The organism is Streptomyces sp. NPDC088553, from assembly GCF_044752965.1.
GTDB lineage: Bacteria > Actinomycetota > Actinomycetes > Streptomycetales > Streptomycetaceae > Streptomyces.
On the sequence record NZ_JBIVMG010000003.1, the window covers coordinates 484,684 to 505,670 of the forward strand.

Annotated in this window: 13 protein-coding genes; 8 read left to right on the plus strand and 5 right to left on the minus strand. The window is 73.8% G+C overall.

Features of this window, described 5'->3' with window-relative positions; translation table 11 throughout:
- Positions 1-167: 167 nt before the first annotated feature.
- From ACIP8Z_RS11530 to ACIP8Z_RS11540, 3 genes are all read left to right on the plus strand, one after another.
- Positions 168-1,034 (plus strand): GNAT family N-acetyltransferase, encoded by an 867-nt coding sequence (locus ACIP8Z_RS11530; protein ID WP_402081740.1) that lies wholly within the window; start codon positions 168-170, stop codon positions 1,032-1,034.
- Between the two features lie 783 nt (positions 1,035-1,817).
- A complete protein-coding gene (locus ACIP8Z_RS11535) occupies positions 1,818-3,512 on the plus strand; it encodes a S8 family serine peptidase (RefSeq protein WP_402082348.1) in 1,695 nt (564 codons plus the stop codon).
- A gap of 228 nt (positions 3,513-3,740) precedes the next feature.
- The gene (locus tag ACIP8Z_RS11540; protein WP_402081743.1) at positions 3,741-6,677 is read left to right on the plus strand and encodes an AAA family ATPase; all 2,937 of its coding nucleotides are present in this window, start codon (positions 3,741-3,743) and stop codon (positions 6,675-6,677) included.
- Here the strand turns inward: ACIP8Z_RS11540 and ACIP8Z_RS11545 are convergent.
- Positions 6,667-7,494: a caspase domain-containing protein gene (locus ACIP8Z_RS11545; protein ID WP_402081745.1), complete on the minus strand. Its 828-nt coding sequence runs from the start codon at positions 7,492-7,494 to the stop codon at positions 6,667-6,669. The genes ACIP8Z_RS11540 and ACIP8Z_RS11545 overlap by 11 nt on opposite strands.
- A gap of 119 nt (positions 7,495-7,613) precedes the next feature.
- Between ACIP8Z_RS11545 and ACIP8Z_RS11550 the strand changes: the two genes are divergently transcribed.
- The 3 genes from ACIP8Z_RS11550 (at position 7,614) to ACIP8Z_RS11560 (ending at position 15,216) form a co-directional block, all read left to right on the plus strand.
- Positions 7,614-8,504 (plus strand): DNA/RNA non-specific endonuclease, encoded by an 891-nt coding sequence (locus ACIP8Z_RS11550; protein ID WP_402081748.1) that lies wholly within the window; start codon positions 7,614-7,616, stop codon positions 8,502-8,504.
- Between the two features lie 171 nt (positions 8,505-8,675).
- The gene (locus ACIP8Z_RS11555) at positions 8,676-14,129 is read left to right on the plus strand and encodes a trypsin-like peptidase domain-containing protein (RefSeq protein WP_402081751.1); all 5,454 of its coding nucleotides are present in this window, start codon (positions 8,676-8,678) and stop codon (positions 14,127-14,129) included.
- A 7-nt stretch (positions 14,130-14,136) separates the two neighbouring features.
- On the plus strand, positions 14,137-15,216 hold the full coding sequence (locus ACIP8Z_RS11560; RefSeq protein ID WP_402081752.1) for a trypsin-like serine peptidase: 1,080 nt from the start codon (positions 14,137-14,139) through the stop codon (positions 15,214-15,216).
- 43 nt (positions 15,217-15,259) lie between these two features.
- On the opposite strand, the gene ACIP8Z_RS11565 is transcribed toward ACIP8Z_RS11560, so the two are convergent.
- Positions 15,260-15,922 (minus strand): 1,4-alpha-glucan branching protein, encoded by a 663-nt coding sequence (locus ACIP8Z_RS11565; protein ID WP_402082350.1) that lies wholly within the window; start codon positions 15,920-15,922, stop codon positions 15,260-15,262.
- A 157-nt stretch (positions 15,923-16,079) separates the two neighbouring features.
- On the opposite strand from ACIP8Z_RS11565, the gene ACIP8Z_RS11570 reads away from it, so the two are divergent.
- Positions 16,080-17,366 carry a serine hydrolase domain-containing protein gene (locus ACIP8Z_RS11570; RefSeq protein WP_402081753.1) on the plus strand — a complete coding sequence of 429 codons (1,287 nt, stop codon included), beginning with the start codon at positions 16,080-16,082 and terminating at the stop codon, positions 17,364-17,366.
- 116 nt (positions 17,367-17,482) lie between these two features.
- Positions 17,483-17,950 (plus strand): GreA/GreB family elongation factor, encoded by a 468-nt coding sequence (locus ACIP8Z_RS11575; RefSeq protein ID WP_402081754.1) that lies wholly within the window; start codon positions 17,483-17,485, stop codon positions 17,948-17,950.
- Here the strand turns inward: ACIP8Z_RS11575 and ACIP8Z_RS11580 are convergent.
- From ACIP8Z_RS11580 to ACIP8Z_RS11590, 3 genes are read right to left on the minus strand one after another with little or no spacing between them, the layout of a single operon-like run.
- Positions 17,892-19,391 carry a phytoene desaturase family protein gene (locus tag ACIP8Z_RS11580; protein ID WP_402081756.1) on the minus strand — a complete coding sequence of 500 codons (1,500 nt, stop codon included), beginning with the start codon at positions 19,389-19,391 and terminating at the stop codon, positions 17,892-17,894. The two genes, ACIP8Z_RS11575 and ACIP8Z_RS11580, sit on opposite strands and share 59 nt — an antisense overlap.
- A gap of 41 nt (positions 19,392-19,432) precedes the next feature.
- Positions 19,433-20,068, minus strand: a complete 636-nt coding sequence (locus tag ACIP8Z_RS11585; protein WP_402081758.1) for a DUF1345 domain-containing protein — start codon at positions 20,066-20,068, stop codon at positions 19,433-19,435.
- Positions 20,069-20,120: 52 nt separating this feature from the next.
- Positions 20,121-20,954: a family 1 encapsulin nanocompartment shell protein gene (locus ACIP8Z_RS11590; protein WP_402082353.1), complete on the minus strand. Its 834-nt coding sequence runs from the start codon at positions 20,952-20,954 to the stop codon at positions 20,121-20,123.
- Between the last annotated feature and the right edge of the window lie 33 nt (positions 20,955-20,987).

Genomic DNA, 20,987 nt, shown 5'->3' on the forward strand with positions numbered 1-20,987 from the left:
CGGAATCGATCGGCCGTGGGCGGGGGGCGTTCGCGCGGGGCGCTATGCTCGGCGCGCTTTGCCCGGTTTCCGCGGGGGTTCTGTCCGTGTATCGCCCAGTTCTGGTTCCCCGGGCCCTGATCCCCCGATCGCGTACGCGCCCGCTCCCGGCTGTTGAAGGGATCCCCATGACCTCCGCCTCCTCCGGCCCGCTGTCCGTCTCCCCCGCCACGGAGCGGGACTGGGCGCTCGTGCGCACCTGGGCGGCCGAGGAGGGGTGGAACCCGGGGCTCTCCGACGTCACCCCGTTCTTCGCGCAGGATCCCCGGGGGTTCTTCCTCGGCCGGATCGACGGGGAGCCCGTATCGGCCATTTCGGTCGTCACCTACGACGACGCGTACGCCTTCCTGGGCTTCTATCTCGTACGCCCCGAACTCCGCGGCCTCGGGCACGGTCTGGCCACCTGGCGGGCCGCGCTCGCGCACGCCGGCGACCGGTCCGTCGGGCTCGACGGGGTGCCCTCGCAGCAGGACAACTACCGGCGCTCCGGCTTCGCGACGGCGTACCGCACGGCGCGCTACGTGGGCGAGGTCCCGGCCCCCGCCGCCCCGGTGACCGGCGTGGTGCCCGCCGGGTCCGTGGACCCGGCCGCCCTCGCCGCGTACGACAGCGCCTGCCATCACGCCGACCGGCCGCGGTTCCTGGCCGCCTGGCTGGCCACGCCCGGCCATCGTGCGCTGGTCCGGATCGTCGACGGGCGTCCGGCCGGGTACGGAGTGGTCCGGCCGGCGCAGGACGAGGCGCGGGTGGGGCCGCTGTTCGCGGACACCCCGGCCGACGCCGCCGCCCTGCTCGACGCGCTCGCCGCCGAGGCGCGGGAGTTCGGCTCGGCGCGGATCGCGGTCGACATGCCGGAGTCGAATCCGGCGGCGGCGCGGCTGGCCGAGGAGCGGGGTCTGGAGCCGACGTTCGAGACGGCCCGGATGTACACGGGCCCGGTCCGCCCGGTGGCACGCGAGCGCGTGTACGGGGTGACGACGCTCGAACTCGGCTGAGACCGCGCCCGTCCGGGCCTCGCCGCCGACGACACCGGACCCCGCCGACCGTCGCCGCTCCTCGCCCGGCCCTCCCCACCGACGACACCGGTCCCCCGCCCGACCCGCGCGGGCCATGTCGACCACGCCGGCCCGACGCCCCCGCCGGCCGGGCGAGGCCCCGACACCCCCCAACGGCCTCGACATGGGCCCACCCTCGGGCTCCCGCCGAGAGGTGTGTACCTTTCCCGGTGAGCAGGTACGTACCTGCTCACCGAAACGTGCCTGCTCAGGCCCCCGACCGGGCGTACTCCCCCCGCCCGGTGCGCGTATGACGTGGCGCCGACTCCCGTGTCCGCACCCCCGGTCGCACCTCCCCTCACCGGACCCCCGCCGCCCCGTGCGGGGTGACAAGGGTTTTCCCCGTATCGGGTTCACCCCCCCGTTCCCTACTGTCCTCCGCACCGGCAGATATCATCCCCCGACCGCACCCTGACAGGTGCATGCGGAGGGTGGCATCCGCCGGGGACGGCCTTGACCCGGGCCGTCGCGCCGGTGGCGGCGCACGGGCCCCCCAGCCCAGGGAATGCCGGATCGCGACCCCACTTCGCCCCAGCGTCCCGCGCCGCCGCCACTGCTTCGCAGCTACGTCGTACTCGAAAGGGCCACACCTTGAACGGTTCCAGGCGGAGAGTCATATCCGTGGTCGCGAGCGCCGCGATCCTCGGCGCCGCTGCCACGACCGGGGCGATCGCCGCCGCCCCGGGCGCTGCCACCCCGAAGCCCGCACCGGCTTCGCAGACGATGCGGGCGCTCCCCAGCGCCCCGGTCGAGAAGGTCATCGTCACCTACAAGAGCCAGGCCGCCGAGGCCGGCTCGAACACCGCCGCGAAGAGCGACACGGCCGAGAAGGCCGCGAAGACGGGCGAGAAGCTCTCCTTCGAGCGTCGTCTCGCCGGTGGCGGCGCCCTGGTCGACCTGGGCGACAGCGCCACCAAGCAGGACGTGACCGAGGTCATGGCCGCGTTCCGCGCCGACCCGTCCGTCGCCTCGGTCGAGCCCGACATCCGCGCCTACGCGATGGCGGTCACGCCGAACGACACCGACTACACCAAGCAGTGGGACCTGTTCGAGCCCACCGGTGGCATGAACGTTCCTGCGGCCTGGGACAAGACGACCGGCTCCGGCGTCACCGTCGCCGTCATCGACACCGGCTACGCGGCCCACTCGGACGTGGCGGGCAACGTCGTCTCCGGTTACGACTTCATCTCCACCTCCGCCGACGCCCGCGACGGCAACGGCCGTGACGCGGACGCGAAGGACGAGGGCGACTGGAACGCCACCGACAACGAGTGCGGCACCGGCTCCAAGGCCTCGAACTCCTCCTGGCACGGCACGCACGTGGCCGGCACCATCGGCGCCGTCACGAACAACACCAAGGGCATCGCGGGCATCGCGTACAACGCGAAGATCCAGCCCGTGCGGGTGCTCGGCAAGTGCGGCGGCTCGTCCGCCGACATCGCCGACGCCATCACGTGGGCCTCCGGCGGCACCGTGCCGGGCGTCCCGGCCAACGCCACCCCGGCGAAGGTCATCAACCTGAGCCTGGGCGGCGCGAGCGCGACCTGCCCGAGCGTCTACCAGACCGCGATCAACGGCGCCGTCTCGCGCGGCACCACCGTCGTCGTCGCCGCGGGCAACAGCAACGCCAACGCCTCCGGATTCACCCCCGCGAACTGCGCGAACGTCATCAACGTGGCGTCCACCAGCCGTGAGGGCAACCGGTCGTACTACTCCAACTTCGGCGCCATCGTGGACGTGGCCGCGCCCGGCGGCGAGACCCGTCGCGCGACCGACACGCCCGGCACCGTCACCACCCCCGAGAACGGCATCTACTCCACGCTGAACTCGGGCGCGACCACCCAGTCGGCCGAGAACTACAAGCCCTACCAGGGCACGTCGATGGCGGCGCCGCACATCGCCGGCCTCGCCGCCCTGCTGAAGTCGGCCAAGAGCACCCTCACCCCGGCCGAGATCGAGTCCGCGATCAAGGCCAACGCCCGCCCGCTGCCCGGCACCTGCACCGGCGGCTGCGGCACCGGCATCGCCGACTCCGCGAAGACCGTCGACGCCGTCACCACCACCCCGCCGGCCGGCACCGTCTTCACCAACGCGACCGATGTGACGATCTCGGACAACACCACCGTGTCGTCCTCGATCACCGTCACCGGCCGCACCGGCAACGCTCCCGCCGCCCTCAAGGTCGGCGTGGACATCCAGCACACCTGGCGCGGGGACCTGGTCATCGACCTGGTCGCCCCCGACGGCACGGTGCGCAACCTCAAGGCGTCCTCCTCCTCGGACAGCGCCGACAACGTCCTGACCACGTACACGGTCGACGCGTCGAGCGAAGTCGCCAACGGCACCTGGAAGCTCCAGGTCCGCGATGTGGCCACGGGTGACACCGGCTACATCAACTCGTGGAGCCTGACCTTCTAAGGCACCACAGCTCCACCACGGAACCACCCCCCACATCAGCATCATTGCTGGTCAGCGACGCGCTCGTGGTCTACACCACGGGCGCGTTCTGGCGTTCCGGGGAGCCGTCCCGCCGGGGCGCCCTGTCCGTATGCCGGACACAGGGCCTGGACTCCACCGGTGGGCTCCGTATTCTCTGCCCACGGGGCTCATGGGCCGGGGGCCCGAGCGCGCCGGAGGTGATGGACAGTGACGACAGCTCCGTACCTCGCCCTGCGCCCCACGGGTCCGGGGGGACCCTCGGCGCCGGTGGGCCGTGAGGAGCTCCTCGCCCGCCTCGAACGCGCCCTCCACACCCGCGGCCGTGCCCTGCTCACCGGGCCCGCCGGTGTCGGCAAGACCGAGCTCGCGCTCGCCGAGGCGACCCGCGCCGAGGCGCGCGGCGAGACCGTGCTGTGGCTGGCGACCCTGCCGTCCGACCGCGAGATACCCGGGGCGTCGGCCGCCGCGCTCGTGGCCTCGGTGGCGGCGACGGTGCACCGGCCGCAACCCGGCGGCGGCAGGCGCCGTGAGCCCCGCCCGGCCGACAAGGCAGCCGCCGGGCCCGAGGCCTCCGCCGTCTTCGACGAACTGCCCGGGCCCCAGCGCACCGCCGTCGCCATGCTCTGCCGCGAGGCGCCGCTCGACGCCGGCGGCTGGGACCCGATCGCGCTCCGGCTCGGCATCGCCCAGATCCTCCGCACCCTGACCCGCCGGGGCCCGGTGCTCCTCGTCGTCGACGGTGTCCAGCACGTCGACGCGGACAGCGCGGACCTGCTCCGCTTCGCCCTCCACCTCGCGCCGCCCGCGCTGCGGGTGGTGGCCGTCGAGACACCGGAGCCGTACGGCGAGGCGGGCGAGCCCTACCGCGCGCCCCACCGCCCCGACGATCCGCACGCCGCCCACCTCTGGGTGCCGTCCGAGGCGGACGTGCTGCTCGTGCCGCCGCTGCACGCCGACGAGATCGCCGAACTCCTCATCCACCACCGGCTGCCCTCCCGGATGGCCGGCCGCATCCACCGCGCCAGCGGCGGCAATCCGCGGCTCGCGCTCGCCGTGGGCCGCTCGCTGGCCGACGCGCGGACCCCCGTGCACCACGCCGAGGCGCTGACGCTCTCCGGGCGTGCCCGCGACCTCGCCCGCCAGCTGCTGGGCGCCGCGCCCCTGGCCGTACGGGAGACACTGCTGCTCGCGGCCCTCGCGCTGCGCCCCTCGTCGACGCTGGTACGGCGGGCGGGGCGGCCGAACGCGGAGGCGGACCTCGCGGCGGCCGAGCGGGCCGGACTCGTCTCGCTCGCCGAGGACGGTTCGGTGACCTTCACCGCGGGGCTGCTGCCCTCCACCCTGGTGCACGACGCCTGTTGGGCCGAGCGGAGCGCCGGGCACGCGGCCCTCGCGGAGGTCGTGGACGACCCCGTGGAGGCGGTACGGCACCGGGCGCTGGCCACCGACAGTCCGGACGAGGACCTCGCGGCCGAGGTCGCGAACGCCGCCGATCTGGCCCGGCGGCGTGGCAACAGCGCGCTGGCGGCCGAACTCGCCCTGCTGGCCGCCGAGTCGACGCCCGGACGGCACGGGACGCGGCGGATCGCGCGGCTCGTCGACGCCGCCGAGGAGGCCGCCCGCGCGGCCCGCGCCGACCTCGCCATGCGGGCCGCCACCGATCTGCTCGCCCGCGACGCGGTGCCCTCCGACCGGGTCAGGGCGCGGCTCGCCGTCCTCGACACCGCGGGGCAGGGGCTGACCGGGCTCGACGAGATGTACGTCCACGCCATGGAGGACTCGGAGGGCGACACCGCGCTGCGGGCCGCCGTGCAGCTCCGGCTCGCCGTCAAGTACGTGCTCGCCGACGGCGATCCGCAGCGCTCGCGGACGGCGGCCGTCGAATCGGCCGCGCTCGCCGCCTCCATGGGCGATCCGCGTACGGCGGCGCAGGCGCTGACCGTACAGGCGCGGATGGAGCGGGCCCTCGGCGCGCCGGACGCTGAGGCGGTGCTCGCGCAGGCCCGTGCCCTGGAGTTGGCCGAGCGGCCCCTCGGGATCCGTAACGCCGCACAGATCCTGACGATCCGTCACGCCCTGTTCGACGACCGGCTGGCGGACGCCCGCGACGAACTGAACGCGCTGCTGCCCCTGGTCCAGCGGCGCGGTTCGGTGGAGGACACGATCGAGCTGTTCTCCACGCTTGCCGCCGTCGAGTCCCGTCGGGGCGCCTGCGCGGCCGCCCTCGCGCACGCCGGGCAGTCCCTCGCGCTCACCCTGGAGGCGGGCCTCTCCCCGGGCCCCGCCTGGTACACGCTGGCGCTCGCGGAGACGGCCGGCGGCAGCTTCGCGCGGGCGGCGAGCTACGCCCGGCGCAGCGTCCAGGCCTCGGAGGAGGAGGGCGACCGGGTCTTCCTCTCCCGCAGCCGGTACGCGCTCGGCCGGGTCCAGCTCATCAACGGGGACGTCGCCGCCGCCCTGGAGACGCTGCGGCGCGTGCAGGCCGACGAGCGCGCCCAGTCGACGGTGGACCCGTCGATGCTGCGCTGGCACGAGGAGCTGGCCGAGGCGCTGCTCGCCCACGACGCGGGCGACGAGGCCCTGGCCCTCCTCGACGAGGTGCGGCCGGTCGCGGCCCGGCTCGGCCGGTCCACGGTCCTGCTCGGCTGCGACCGGGCGCACGCCCTGTGGCTCGCGGCGGAGGGGCGTACGGACGAGGCGGCGCAGCTGCTCACCCGCACGGCCGAGGCCTTCGGGCGGGCCGGGCTGCCGCTGGAGCGGGGGCGGGCGCTGATCGCCCTGGCCCGGGTGGAGCGCCGCAGACGGCGCCGGTCGGCGGCGCAGAGCGCGCTGCAGACGGCGGCCTCGGTGTTCGAGCGGGCCGGAGCGACGCCGTGGCTGGCTCTGGCGTGCGAGTCCCCGGCGGGCGCCGTGGGCGAGAGCCCCGGGGGCGGTTCCGGGGGTGAGGAGGCGCTGCCGGCGCTGTCCTCGCTGACGGAGGCCGAGCTGCGGCTGGCCCGTCTGGTGGGGCAGGGCGCGAGCAACCAGGAGGCGGCGGCGAAGCTTTATCTGAGCGTGAAGACCGTCGAGGCGCGGCTGACCCGGATCTACCAGAAGCTCGACGTCCGCTCGCGGGCGCAGCTCGCGACGGCGCTCAGACCGTGAACGGCCGCTGGTCCACGAACTCCTGGTCCGGGGTGCCGGTGAGGTAGAGGTTGGGGCTCTGGGTCGGGGGCAGTCTGCGCTGGATCGCCCGGTGGAAGTCGCGGTAGCCGCCGCGGAAGCCGCCGTCGTCCCACACCTGGAGCAGCGCTTCGGTGAAGGCTCCGTTGACGTCGCCGTCGGAGGCGACCTGGTTGTCCTGGCAGGCCGAGACGAGGAGCGCGTCGGGGCCCGCCCCGTTCCGGGGGCCGGACGCGGCGAGGGAGCGCCGGAGCTCGGCGTAGAAGCCCCGGTCGCGGTCGTAGAGCTGCCGCTGCCGGGGTTCGGGCATGAAGCGTGCGGTGGCGTCGGCCTCCGGTCCGCCGGGGATCTCGATGCTGCTGCCGCTGTGGCAGCAGTCGAAGAAGGAGACGATCCGTACGTCGTCGGCGAAGGCGCTGAAGGCGCGCTGGACCTCGTCGTCGAGGAACTGCCGGTCGTAGAGGACGAGGGTTTCGTCGAGGGCGTCCGGCTCGTCGTCGGAGCCGGTGGCGGTGGAGCCGCCGTCGTCGTCGGGCAGCTGCCCGCCGTGGCCCGAGTAGCTGAAGAGCAGGATGTCGCCGGGGCCGAGCCGGGCGGCCGCGTCGCCGAGCACGGCGGTGACGTTGGCGACGGTCCCTTCGGGGGTGAGCAGGACCGTGCTCTCGAATCCGGCGGCACGGGCGATCCGCGCCATGTCGTGGGCGTCGTTCTCGCAGGCGACCAGGGTGCCTTCCCAGCCCTCGTAACGGGCGGGGTCGACGCTGTTGAGTCCGACGTGCAGGGCGAGTCCGGTGGCCATGAGGGGCCTCCTGACGGAAGAGGAGGAAGGCGGAGGAGCGGAGAGGAACCGGGGCGTCTGATCGAGTGGCCTGTGGTCCGGCGCCGAGCGCGCCCCTCTCCACGCGGTACTTACATCGTATGAACCCTTCCGATCCACCGCCCCCTCCGGGCACGGACGGCGCCCGCCGCGCGGCTGCGCTCGCCGACCGCACCGGCTACGACGAGGCCTTCCTCGGACCGGTCGTCCCGCTGCCGCTGCCGGTCCGGCAGTCGGTCGGGACGGTGATCCTGCCGTACACCCACTTCACGGTGGTCTTCCGGCCCGACCGGCGTCTCGCGGCCTCGACCGCCGTGTGCGTCGAGGGGCGGGAGCTCCTGGAGGACGTGCCCCGCGACGACGACTGGCGGTTCGACCCGCGGCTCCCCGAGGAGCAGCAGGCGGGCGACGACATCTACCGGAACAACAGCCTCGACCGCGGCCATCTGGTCCGCCGGCTCGACCCGGTCTGGGGGCCCTCGGCCCTGGCCGTCCGCGCCAACGCGGACACCTTCCACTTCACCAACGCCGCCCCCCAGGCGGATGTCTTCAACCAGGGCAAGCAGATCTGGCAGGGCCTGGAGAACTACCTGCTCGACCACGCCGCCGCCTACGACCGGAGGCTGACCGTCCTCACGGGTCCGGTACTCCACGACTCCGACCCGCCGTACCGGGGGATCCAGGTGCCGATGCGCTTCTGGAAGGTGGCCGCGTTCCTCCAGGACGGGGCGCTGGCGGCGGCCGCGTACGTGCTCGACCAGAGTCCCGATCTGAGCCGGGACGCGGAGCGGGCGCTCGCGGGGGCGACGACCGGCGCACCGCCGCCGCTCGGCCCGTACCGTACGTACCAGGTGCCCGTCTCGGACGTCGCGGAGATCACCGAGCTGGAGTTCGGCCCGCTGCCCGACGTGGACGTGATGCCGGAGACGCGGGCGCCCGAGGAACGGTGGCGGCGGCTCGAGTCGTACGAGGACATCGTGCTGCACCCCTGAGCCGCGGGCGCGACCGGCACCCGGTCCGCGCCTCGGCCGCCCCGCCCCCACAGCGATTGCGGCCCCTTGGGGCCGGTGAAACGATGGGAGGGACGGGCCGTCCGGCCCGATCAGTCACGTCCCGGCGCCGGAGCGACCGGCGCTGCGCCAAGAGCGCCGGGCAGGTGCGGTATGCCGCTCACCGAGACCGAGTGGGGGCTCGTCGCCAGTTGGGTGCGGGACCATCTCCTCGACACCCCGGAGCCCCGCGAACGACTGTTGCGCGCCGGGCTTCCGGCCGATTTCGTCGACGACCTGCCGCTCACCCCGGACGCCGACCGCAACGCCCTCCTGGTGGTGGCGGCGGCCCGCAGGGACATCGCCCACCAGCGCCGGCTCCTCGTCGTCCTCGCCGGTCTCGACGCGCTCGCCGCCATCGACGACCCGCACGCCTTCGAACAGGGCGCCGAGGCACGGAACCTGCTCACCCGGCTGCGGGAGGACGAGCGGCTGCGGCGCTCCCCGGGGGACCCGTTCGACAGCCTGCTCCTGAAGCACGGCACGGAGGTCTTCCTCGACCGGACCGAGCTGCGGCGGAAGCTGCGCGGTTTCCTCGCCGACCCGGAGCAGACGGTGCTGGTCGTCGACGGCCCCCCGGACAGCGGCCGCTCGTACACGTACGAGCTCATCCGTCATCTCGGCCAGCACCACGACTTCCGTCCGGTACGGGTGACGCTGTCCCGCACCTCGACGGCGGCGCGGCTGATGGAACGGCTCTCGGCCTTCGTGGCGGGCCCCGAGACCGACGGATTTCCCCTGAATCCCACACGGTTGAACGATCCACTGCCGACCCTGGAGGACGCCGCGCACCGGATCGTGGCGCGGGCGACCGCTGCCGAGGACCGCTTCTGGCTGGTCCTCGACGACTGCGACCGGCTCGACCCGCACGCGGACGTGTGGGACGCCATCGGGGTCCTGGCGCGGGCGATCTACGAGCACACTCCGGTACGGGCCGAGACCGTGCCCCGTCTGGTGCTGCTCGGATACGCCACGACGATGCGCCAACTCCCGTACGAGGTACGGAAGAACGAGTGCCGGGACACGACCCGCCTCGCTGACGAGGGCGATCTCCGGTCCTTCTTCCGGGAGTTCTTCGCGGACACAGGACCACCCGGGCAGGATGGGGCCGTGGACGCGCTGACGGAGACGGCCGTGGCCGAGGTCCTTCGCGCCATCGACGCCCCCTCGAACGGCGACAGTTACATGCGGCGGCTGTGTACGGCGGTGGAGGACGTCGTACGGCTCCACCGGGCGCTGCCCCCGCCGGCCTCGCCGGACGGCGAGGCCGCCCTCCAGCTGCGGGACGCCCTGCGCACCAGTCTCACCTCCACCGCCGGCGCGACGGCCGATCCGCGCCGCTCCTACCGCGAGGCCGCCTGTCTGCTCCAGGAGTTCGACCCCGCGCTGCTGCGGCTGCCCGGCGAGGAACGGCCCACCGGGCGGGCGGTCCTGGAACTCGTCGACGACTGCACCGCGCTGCCCTCGCCCGGTGCCACGGTCTGGACGCTCAAACCCGACGTCCGCGAGGAGACCCTGGCGGGCCTCGCGGGACCCGACGCCGCGCTCAGCGCGCTGCGGGCCAATATCGATCTGCGTCCGGAGGGCCCCGGCCCCGAGCGCACCGCCCTGGCTCTGCTCACCGGCACGGGCACGGGCCTCCTCCCGGAGGCAGGGCACCTCCGGAACGGGCACCTCCAGAGCGGGCGGGTGTCGGCCGCGGCCCCGGGCTCCACGACCGCACCGGCCTCCGCGCCCTCCCCCGCCGTCACCGCGGTCGCCGCGGTCCCGGCGAAGGGAGACGTCGAGGAGCTGTCCGACACCCTCCAGGCCGTGCTCTGGCTCAGCCAGGTGCCGGGCGTGACCGGGCTGCCCTCCGTCGACGCCGTCCAGCACCGCCTGGAGACGGCCCGGCTGCTCCAGCCGATGCACCGGCTGATCCGGGGCACCTTCCACGGCCGCACCACCGAACTCGACTCCCTGCACGCCTACATCGCGCTCCCCGAGGAACCGGCGGAGCCCCCGGTGCTCCTCCACGGCGTCGGCGGCATCGGCAAGAGCACCCTGCTCGCCAAGTTCCTCGTCGACGCCCTCGCCGCCTCGCCCACCGGATTCCCCTTCGCCTACATCGACTTCGCGCGTCCCACGCTCTCCGTCCACGAACCGGCCACCGTGATCGCGGAGATGGCCCGGCAGCTCGGCGTCCTCCTGCCCGCGGTCCGCCCCTCCTTCGAGGCCCTCGCCGACGAGTGCGAGCGCACGGCGGCGACCCAGCGCGGCGAACGCGACGAGCTCGACGAGCTCCACGAACTGGCCGGCACCCGGGCCACGCTCGGCCGCGACTACTCGACCGAGTTCCACGCCCGGGCGAGCGCCCACGAGCAGGACCTCGCCCACCGGATCGCGTCCCTGGTCGCCGATGCCGTCCGTCCGGCCCCCGGCGGCACTCCGCCGCCGCTCGTCGTCGTCATCGACTCCTTCGAGGAGGCCCAGTACCGCGGCTCACCGGTCCTCGGCCGGATGTGGGCGATCTGGACGGCGCTGCGGGCCGCCTACTCGCGCCTGCGGTTCATCGTCTCCGGGCGGGCTCCCATCGACCATCCGGCCCGGGTCCTCACCCCCCGCACGATGGAGCTCACCGAGCTCGACCACCAGGCCTCCGTGGACCTCCTGATGTCCTCGGGGGTCGTCGACGAGACGCTCGCCGAGGACCTGGCCGCCCGGATCGGCGGCCATCCGCTGAGCCTCAGGCTGGCGGCCCGTACGGCGGTCTCCGCGGGCGACGAAGCCCCCTCGCTCGGCGGGCTCCTGCGGGGACTGCCGTCCCGGCGGCGGTACTTCGACCGGCAGGTCGACCAGATGCTCATCCAGGGCACGCTGTACGACCGCATTCTCAAGCACATCGCCGAGGACGACCTCAGGGCCCTCGTCCAAGCGGGTCTCGCGCTCCGCTTCATCACCCCCGACCTGATCCGCGAGGTGCTCGCCGGTCCTGCGGGGCTCCACGTCGAGAGCTCGGGAGAGGCCCGCCGCCTCTACGGCCTGCTCACCTCCCGGGTCGACCTGATGGAGTCGGCGGGGCCCGACGCCATCCGGCACCGGGCCGATCTGCGGGCCATCATGCTGCGCCTCTCGGACAGCGCGCGGACCGATCTGATGCGGGCCGTGGACCGCAGCGCCGTCGCCCACTACGCGGCCCTCGACGGGTCCCGGAACCGTGCCGAGGAGATCTACCACCGGCTGAGGCTCGGCGAGAACCCCCGTACGATCGAGGCGCGTTGGGAACCGGGCGTCGCCGCATACCTGGGCGGGTCCACGCACCGGGAGATGCCCGACCGGTCGGCCGCGTTCCTGCTCGGCAGGATCGGCGGCCACGTGCCCGACCAGATCATGACCGGCGCCGACCAGGAGGACTGGGAGCGGATCGCCTCACGCGAGGTCGAGGACCTGCTCACCCAGGGGTACGTGGAGGCGGCGGCGCAGCGGCTCGCCGAGCGACGGCCGTGGACGCCGTGCAGCCGGCTCCACGCCCTGCTCGCGGAGACCCTGGCCCGCTCCGGGCGGACGGCCGAGGCGCGGGCGACGGCCGAGCGGGCCGTGGACGGGGCGGTGCGGGCGGGCTGCGCGGAGACCCAGCTCGAACTGCTCCAGCTGTCGGCGCGGCTCGCGCAGGACACGGGCGACTTCGCAGACGCGGACCGGGACCTCCAGGAGGCGGAGGACATCGCGGCGGGGCTCGGTCTTTCCTTCGAGTCCCTGGGGGTGCTCGTCGCCCGGTCGCGGCTCGCCACCCTCGCCGACGTCGACGCCGCCCCGGCGCGGGAGCGGCTCGCCAGGACGCTCCGGGGGATGCCCGACGCCGACCTGGCCCGGCAGCCGTCCCTGGCCCGCACGGCGGCCGCCACGGCCTGCCCCGAGGACCCCCAGCTCCTGGAGCACACCCTGCGGCTGGTGGGGCTCCCGGCGGACGAGGAGGCGGTGGTGACCGAGCTCGCCCGCTGGATCGACACCACCCTCGTCGACGAGCCGGGACTCCGCGAGCCGCTGGCCCGCATCCTGGAGTCGGCCGCCGGGGAGGGCTCCGCCACTCCCGCCGACGCGGCCGGGCTCGACCGCGACCGCATCGAACGGGACCTGCGGGAGGCACGGCGGCGCGGCACCCTGGACAGCGTCGCCCGGCAGGTGCTGACGCTCCGGGACGGCAGCGGGGACCTGCTGCTCGGCGTCGCCTCCGCGATGGACACGGGCCCGCCGCCGCGCGGCGCGATGCCGGGGGCCGGCTCGGGGACCGGGTTCGAACACGGCTCCGCGGACGCGGGGGGCGCCGCAGGAGGCGGTGGAGGGCTGTGGACGCGCCCGCCGCCGACCGCCGCCGGGGCAGCGCTCCGCAAGGAGCCGTTCCTCCGCCAGCAGGAACTCGTCCGGGTCCGCAACGCCGCCATGGAGGCCGGGCTCGCGGACCGGACCGTCCGCTCGACCCTCCTCAAGGGCATCCCCGGCAACTTCACGGCCACGCTCGAACCCCTGGACGACCCCCGGGAACAGATCCACGCCGACCTGAACGCGATGAACCAGGTCGAGCGGCTCATCGACGGTCTGGTGCCGCTGGAGATCTGGCTGCACAACGCCATCGAGCAGACCCGTGAACCGGGACCGCGAGCCGTCCTCCAGGGCGCCCTCGACACCGTCGCCCGCGCGATCACCGGCGAGGCGGAGCTGCCCGCGGAGATGATGCCCGGGGAGATGAAGGAGGAGATCGTCCTCCAGGACGACACCGTGCCGTACGAGTTCCTGCACGGCGGGATCCGGGCCGGTGCCTCCGTCGCGCTCCTGCGCATCCCCCCGTACGAGTCGGGCGCGCCGCTGCTGCCGTCCTATCCGCACGGCGGCACGGGCTGGATGATCGCCCCCGACCTGCTGATCACCAACCACCATGTGGTGATGGCCCGTTCGTCCGAGCAGCCGGGCGTCCGTCCGTATGTGAGCGACGAGGACCTGCGTCTCCAGGCGCTCATGTCCCGCTCCCGCTTCGACTTCGTCGAGAACGCGGCGGCCGCCCCGGAGGCCACGGCCGGTGAACTCGCCGCCTGGGACGCGGGCCTGGACTACGCCATCGTCCGGCTCGCCCCCGACCAGGAGCGCCGCCCCACGCTCCGGGTCGCCACCCGTCCGCTGCTCGTCCGCGAGCGGCAGCGCGTCCCGGTCAACATCATCCAGCACCCCGGCGGGCTGCCGAAGCGGGTCGCGCTGCGCAACAACCTGGTCTACCGGGCCGACGAGCACGACATCCTGTACTTCACCGACACCCGCGGCGGCTCGTCCGGCTCCCCGGTCTGCCTCGACGACTGGACCGTGGTGGGGCTGCACCGGGGGACGCGGAAGGTGGACGAGGTCGAGTTCCAGGGCGCCAGGACACGGTTCGTGAACGTCGGCACCCAGATGAGCGGCATCCTCGCCCATCTCCAGGAATTCACGCCGGAGTTGTACGAGGAGATCATGGCGGCCCAGTCGGGCAGGCCGGCTCCGGGGCGCACGGCGAACGCCACGAACGGGACGAACACGACGAACGGCAACGGGAAGCCGAGGTGAGTGAACCATGCCGAACGGATCACAGGGCGGGTCGCCGGTCGCGACCGCCACCGAGCGGATCTTCGGGGATCTGGGGGCGGTCGCCGCGCGGGTGCGCGGCCGGCTGGAGGCGGAGATCACCGAGTCCACCTTCGAGCTCCCCGCCGACGCGGCGCCGGCCTCCGAGATCTCCCGCTTCGCCCGCGAGGAGCGGGCGCGTGTCCTGGAGGCCGGTGTCAGCGGTCTCGAGAAGCTGGCCACGCACCGGGGGGACGAGCTCGACGGCGAAGAGTCCTTCGGCGTGGAGGCGATCGTACTCATGGAGGGGCGGCCGGCGATCCTGGTGCAGCGCCAGGACTTCGCCTCGCAGCACGACGAGTGGGCGGTCCTCGACGTCGAACGGCCCGCGATCCGCGAGTCCTTGACCCGGGTCGGCCGCGTGGAGGTCACCGGCCATCCGCGTCTGGACTGGATCGGCACCGCGTTCCTCGTCGGCCCCGGCGCGGTCATGACGAACCGTCATGTGGCGGTGGAATTCGCCCGCTCGGCGAACGGCGACGGCCGGTGGACCTTCGACCACGGAATGTCGGCGCGGGTCGACCCGGCGGAGGAGCTGCCCCTCGCGGGTGAGCCGGCCGGGGCCTCGGTGCCGTACGAGATCACGGAGATCATCGGCATCCACCCGGACGTCGACATGGCGCTGCTGCGGATCGAACCGTCGGCGGACGGCGCCCTGCCCACCCCGCTCGCGGTCGCGGCGGACGCCCCGGCGAGCGTCCCGGGCCGCCAGGTGTACGTGGTCGGTTACCCGGCCTGGGACGGCCGGCGCAACGAGCCTGAGTCGATGCGCCGGATCTTCATGGACGTCTACAACGTGAAGCGGCTCCAGCCGGGTGCGGCCACCGAGTTCACCCCGGGCGGCCTGGTCCTGAAGCACGACTGCTCGACCCTCGGCGGCAACAGCGGGTCGCCGGTCTTCGACCTCACCGACCACCGTGTCCTCGGCCTCCACTTCGGCGGCCGCTACGGCACGGGCAACTTCGCGGTCCCGCTGTGGGAGCTGGTGGACGACCCGCTGCTGACGGCGGCGGGGGTCAACTGGGTCTAGGAGGCCGACCGTCGAGACCCCTGCCGTGATCCGCCGAGCGGGCTCAGGCCCCGGGGACGGTGAGCGCGACGGCGAACACGCCGCGGGCGGTGGTGCCGTCGGGGAGCCGCCACTCGGCGGTGACTCCCCCTTCGACGCCCGGGGGCACGTCCGTGCCGGCGTCGAGGACCCGTCGTACGCGCAGGGTCAGCGGGGCAGGCGCGTCGGGGGTCCGCACCACCACGTCCGTGTGGTCCGGGCCGTCCGTGACCCGTACGAGCTCCGCCTCGGCCGCGCCCTCCGCCGTCACCGGGGAGACGGCGACGGTGAGGTCCGGCACATCGGTCAGGGACTGGGCCTGCGCCTGGGCGCGGCCGGTGAGGAGCGCGTACAACTGGGCGGCGAGCACCGGGTCGTGGGCGCCGTCGTAGATCCAGCGCTTGCCGAGGACGCCGTGCTCGGACGTGCCGACGAGGGCGTGCTCGGGGCCGTCCAGCGGCTCTCCGCGGTACGTCAGGGGGACGAGGTACGTGGTGGCCCCGGCACCCTCGCCGTCGGTCACCGCCATGAGCTCGATGCCGACCTCTCCCGCCGGGTCGTCGAGCCGGAATCCGCCGACCCGCGCCGGTCGCGGCTCCCCGCCCGCGTGCCAGGCGCGGGTGGGGAGCCACTCGGTGAGCAGTTCCAGCTTGGTGGGCTGCATCGTGGTCTGGTGGATGACGGCCATCGTGCGGGTCTCCCTCTCGTTCGCGGTCCGGCCCACCTCCTCCGCGGCCCGGGCACCGGCAACGTAACAGACCATGCCGCGGAGCCGCCGTGCGAGGCGGGGCGCCCCGGCCTAGCCTGGGAGTGGAGTGTTGTCCCCGGCCGGCAGGAGGCCCGCCGTGAGGTGCTCACGCACTTGCCGCAGGCGCGTCTGCGCGGGAATCGCGGCCCTCGGATTCCTCGCCGCCCCGCTGGGCGCGGGCACCGCCCTCGCCGCCGCACCTCCCGTTCCCGGCCCCTACGCGGTGGCGGCCCAACCACCGGGTCCCGGGCCCTACTCGGCCCCCGCCGCGTCTTCGGCTCAGGGCGACTTCCCCGAACTCACCCCGGCCGTCGCGGAACGTCTGGACAAGGCGGTCCAGGACGTCATGAAGGAGGCCGGCGTCCCCGGTGTCACGGTAGGACTGTCGGCACCCGGCAAGGGCACGTACATCCGGTCCTTCGGCGTCGCCGACAAGGACACCGGGCAGCCGATGCGGCCCGACCTGTACATGCGGATCGGCAGCGAGACCAAGACGTTCACGGTGACCGCACTGCTCGAACTCGTGGACCAGGGCGAGGTGAGCATCGACGACCCGATCTCGAAGTACGTCGACGGCGTACCCAACGGCGACAGGATCACCCTGCGCAACCTCGCGTCCATGCGCAGCGGGCTCTTCAACTACTCGGCGGACGAGGGATTCTACAAGGCGTTCACCTCGAACCCCGATCGGCCGTTCACCCCGCGGGAGTTGCTCGACTTCGCGTTCAAGCACCCGATCCAGTTCCAGCCCGGGGCCGAGTTCGACTACTGCAACACCAACCTGATCCTGCTCGGACTCGTGGTGGAGAAGGTCAGCGGCACGCCGCTGCACGAGTTCATCCAGAAGAACGTTCTCGACCCGGCGGGCCTGGACCACACCGTCTTCCCGACCGACGCCGCCATCCCGGACCCGCACGCCCACGGCTACACCATCCAGACCGCGTCGGGCCAGGTCGAGGACGCCACCGACTGGAACCCCTCCTGGGCCTGGGCGGCCGGCGCGATGATCTCGAACCTCCAGGACCTGCGCACCTGGGCCCGGGTCGTCGCCACCGGCACGCTGCTCACTCCGGAGACCCAGGCGGAGCGCCTCAAGGTCTATCCGACGACCATCCCCGGCGCCGGATACGGGCTCGGCATCTTCAACATCCAGGGCTGGATCGGCCACAACGGCTCCCTGCCCGGGTACGAGTCGCTGACGATCTACCTGCCGGAGGTGCGGGCCACCCTGGTCGTCCTCCTCAACACGGACATGCTGCACGACAACAACGAACCCAGCACCCTCTTCGGTCAGGCCATCACGCGCATCGTGACCCCGGACCACGTCTTCGACATCCCGGTCACGGCGGCGGCCCCGAGCAGCCCGAGCCCCGGCGGGAACTGATCCGGAGACCCGGCGGGTCTCCGCCGTGACGACGGCCGACGACCCGACTGATAATGTCAGAAATGCCGCTTTTGACCTGCGACACGTCACCGTGCCGCCGCACCACGGGAGCAGGAATGACCGGTGGACCCGAGCCCATCAGCGCCGCCGCCCGCGAGGCACTGGAACGCGAGCTCGACGACCTTCGCACCGAACGGGAGGCCGTCGCCGTCACGCTCAAGGGCGGAGGCGGCGACCAGACGGGCGACCGGGCCGACCAGGCCGACGAGCTGGAGCGCGCCACGGAGCTCGACCGGCTCGACCGCCGTATCGACGGCATCGAGGGACGGCTGCGCGCGGCGGACGCCGCGGGCCCGCCGCGTACCGACGCGGTCGGCGTGGGCAGCACCGTGACCGTGCGGTTCGAGGACGGCACGGAGTCGACCGTCCAGATCGGCGAGGTCGCCGCCGTGCTCGACCGGACGATGGTCACCGCCGACAGCCCCCTCGGCGGCGCGCTGCTCGGCCACCGCGCGGGCGACACCGTCAGGTACGTGACGCCCGACGGGCCGGCCACGGCGGTCGTGCTGTCCCTCGGCGACTAGCCGGCCGGCCGCCCTGCCACGAGGCCCGCGCCCCGAGGTGGCGCAGCGCCGACGCCGCCGCTCCCGCGCCGCACATGCCGTGGGCGCCGGGGCCGGGCGGGGTGGCGGCCGAGCAGAGGAACACGCCGGGCAGACCGGTGGCGTACGGGTCGAGCGCGGGGCGTGCGCCCAGGAGGAGTTGGGGGACGGTCTTGGCTCCGGTGAGGATGTCGCCACCGGCGAAGTTGGGGTTGGCGGCGGCGAAGTCGGCGGGACGGGTGAGGTGTCGGCCCACGATGCGGTCGCGGACGCCGGGCGCGAAGCGTTCCAGCTGCCGCAGGACCGACTCCGTCGCGTCGCCCTCGTAGCCGTACGGGACATGGGCGTACGCCCAGACGGGGTGGACGTCGCCGACGGACCGGGAGGGGTCGGCGAGGTACTGCTGTCCGACGAGCACGAAGGGCCGCTCGGGCATCCGACCCTCCGTCACCTCCTTCTCGGTGGAGGCCACTTCGGCGAGCGGACCGCCGAGGTGCACGGTGCCGGCGCGCCGGGCCCGTTCGTCCGTCCAGGGCACCCCGCCCTCGACGGCGAGGTCGACCTTGAAGGCACCGGGGCCGCGCCGGAAGCGTCGGTACGCGGCTGACACCCGGGCCGGCAGCCGGTCGGCGTAGAGGCGCGCGACCTGGCCGGGGTCGAGGTCGAGGAGGGTCACGTCGGCGGGCGGGAGCTGCTTGCGGTCGGTGATCCGTACGCCGGTGTGGATCGCGCCGCCGTGCTCGGCGATGACGGCGGCCATGGCGCGCGTGATGGAGTGCGAGCCGCCCTCGGCGACGGCCCATCCGGCGGCGTGTCCCGCGGTGAGGATGCCGAGTCCGATGGCCGAGCTGAACGGGTCGGAGAGCGGGCGGAAGGAGTGCGCGGCCACTCCGGCCCACAGCGCCCGCGCCTGCGGCGTGCGGAAGAGCCGGGCGAGGACCGAGGCGGGCAGCACGGTCGGCAGACCGAAGCGGGCGAGCGGCAGCGGATGCGCCGGGATCCGGAGCAGCGGGCCCATGACGTCGTCGGCGAGCGCGTCCCACCGTCGTACGGAGGACTCCACCAGGGCCCGGTAGCGGGCGCCGTCGGCGCCGAGCCCGGCGGCGGTCTCCGCCACGGACCGGAGCAGGACACCGGCCGTGCCGTCGTCGAGGGGGTGGACGCAGTCGATCTCGGGCCGCAGCCAGCGCAGCCCGTGGCGCTCCAGGCCGAGCGAGCGGAGGGCGGGCGAGGTGACGGCCATGGGGTGGATGGCGGAGCAGTGGTCGTGCAGCAGACCGGGCAGGATCGCCTCGGCGCTGCGGGTGCCGCCGCCGATCTCCTCGGCGGCCTCGAAGACGGTGACCTCCAGGCCCTCGCGTGCGAGCAGGGCGGCGGCGGCGAGCCCGTTGGGCCCGGCTCCGACGACGACGGCCGTGGTCATGACGTGGTCTCCAGGGGGCGGAGTCTCCGTGCGGGATTTCCTCAGCCCGTGACGATGCCCGTGACGAGGTTGATGGTGGTGGCAAGGATACTCACGCCGAAGACGTACGACAGCAGGCAGTGACGGAGCGCGATCGCGCGGATCGTCGTGCTGGAGACATCGGTGTCGGAGACCTGGTAGGTCATGCCGAGGTTGTAGCTGAAGTAGAGGAAGTCGCTGTAGCGGGGCGGTTCCCGGGAGTTGAAGTCGATCCCGCCGCCGGGCTTCAGGTAGTAGACGTACGCGTACCGGGTGGCGTACATCAGGTGCAGCGCCGCCCAGGCCATGAACACCCCGGCGAGCGCGGTCGCCGCGGCGGCGTGGCTCAGGTCGGACTTGCCGACCAGGAGCAGGACGACGATGCCGACGAGTCCGGCCACCGCCGTCCCGACGACGGCCAGTTCCTCGACGACGGGCCGGAACTCCTCGCGGCGTACGTTGCGATGGGTGGTGGTGGCGTCCATCGGCCACAGTGTGACCCATCCGGCGACGACGAAGAGCGTCTCCCCGACGGCGATCGCGGAGAGGACGCCCAGCGGCGCGTGGGTGGTGGCGCCGACGACGGCGCCGACGGCCGCCGCGACCAGCGCCGAGACGGCGAGCCGGGGTACGGCGGAGAGCGGCATCGGACTCTTCATGGCATCGGATCTTCCTGGCGTCGGACCTCCCGGCTCTCGGACCTCGGGACCCTCAGGTGCCCGGTGCCTCCAGGACGACCACGGCCTCGTCGGTGTACGTACGGAAGGTCAGCGTCTCCTGGAAGTACAGCTGCACGCTGTTGGCGTCGTGGCCCGTGTAGCCGATCGCCAGGTCCTGGCCGAGGATCAGCTCGAAGTCGCCGCCCCGGGTGGACAGGACGAAGCCGCCGCTGAGGGCCGGCGCCCAGATCGGCGAGCCGTCGAGCATGCGGCCGAGGTGGGCCGCGATCGGGTAGCCGTGGTCGGAGGTCTCGCTGACCGCCCGGTACTCGTCGGGGCCGAGGAGCAGCGCGTAGGGGCCGTCGACGCCGGCGAGGCGCAGGGCGGTGAGGGCCCGGCTCACGGCGTCCGGGTAGTCGCTCGGCTCGGTGGGGAGCTGGACGACCGGGTTGGAGGACCGGGCGCGCAGGCCGTCGACGCCGGCCGCCCCGTAGCCCTGGAAGATCATGCGGTCCTCGACGAACGCCATGGCGCGCGCCGCGTCCTTGACGGGCTGCCAGTCGGAGTCCTTCGAGCCGCGCTCGACGTCGTCGACGGCGGCCCGGTCGACGACGAAGGGCACCCTCAGTTCGAACAGCGGCTTCGCCTCGCGCAGCCGCGCGGTGACGCCGGGGGCGGGCGAGGCCAGGTCGCCGAGATGCCCGGTGCCGACGGCGGCGAGGTCCGGGCCTCCGGGGTCGGGGACGTCCACGACGCGGCGGCCCGCGACGTTGCGGCGGAAGGTGCGGCGGGCCTCCTCCTCGATCTCGGCCCAGGCCGCCGGGGTGATCGGGGCGAGTTCGCGGTGCAGGTTGTTCGTGTCGGGGCCGTGGTACGGGTCGCTCATGGGGCCGGGGGTCGTGGCGTCGGGGGTCGTCAT

Excerpts from the sequence above, each read along its gene's own strand:
- ACIP8Z_RS11545 (WP_402081745.1), bottom strand. The coding sequence starts at position 7,494 with ATGGCCACCGGACTCGCCCTGCACGTCGGACTCAACAGCGTCGACCCC.
- ACIP8Z_RS11535 (WP_402082348.1), top strand. The coding sequence starts at position 1,818 with ATGCGGGCGCTCCCCAGCGCCCCGGTCGAGAAGGTCATCGTCACCTAC.
- ACIP8Z_RS11560 (WP_402081752.1), top strand. The coding sequence starts at position 14,137 with ATGCCGAACGGATCACAGGGCGGGTCGCCGGTCGCGACCGCCACCGAG.
- ACIP8Z_RS11530 (WP_402081740.1), top strand. The coding sequence starts at position 168 with ATGACCTCCGCCTCCTCCGGCCCGCTGTCCGTCTCCCCCGCCACGGAG.
- ACIP8Z_RS11565 (WP_402082350.1), bottom strand. The coding sequence starts at position 15,922 with ATGGCCGTCATCCACCAGACCACGATGCAGCCCACCAAGCTGGAACTG.
- ACIP8Z_RS11580 (WP_402081756.1), bottom strand. The coding sequence starts at position 19,391 with ATGACCACGGCCGTCGTCGTCGGAGCCGGGCCCAACGGGCTCGCCGCC.
- ACIP8Z_RS11550 (WP_402081748.1), top strand. The coding sequence starts at position 7,614 with ATGAACCCTTCCGATCCACCGCCCCCTCCGGGCACGGACGGCGCCCGC.
- ACIP8Z_RS11585 (WP_402081758.1), bottom strand. The coding sequence starts at position 20,068 with ATGAAGAGTCCGATGCCGCTCTCCGCCGTACCCCGGCTCGCCGTCTCG.
- ACIP8Z_RS11590 (WP_402082353.1), bottom strand. The coding sequence starts at position 20,954 with ATGAGCGACCCGTACCACGGCCCCGACACGAACAACCTGCACCGCGAA.
- ACIP8Z_RS11555 (WP_402081751.1), top strand. The coding sequence starts at position 8,676 with ATGCCGCTCACCGAGACCGAGTGGGGGCTCGTCGCCAGTTGGGTGCGG.
- ACIP8Z_RS11575 (WP_402081754.1), top strand. The coding sequence starts at position 17,483 with ATGACCGGTGGACCCGAGCCCATCAGCGCCGCCGCCCGCGAGGCACTG.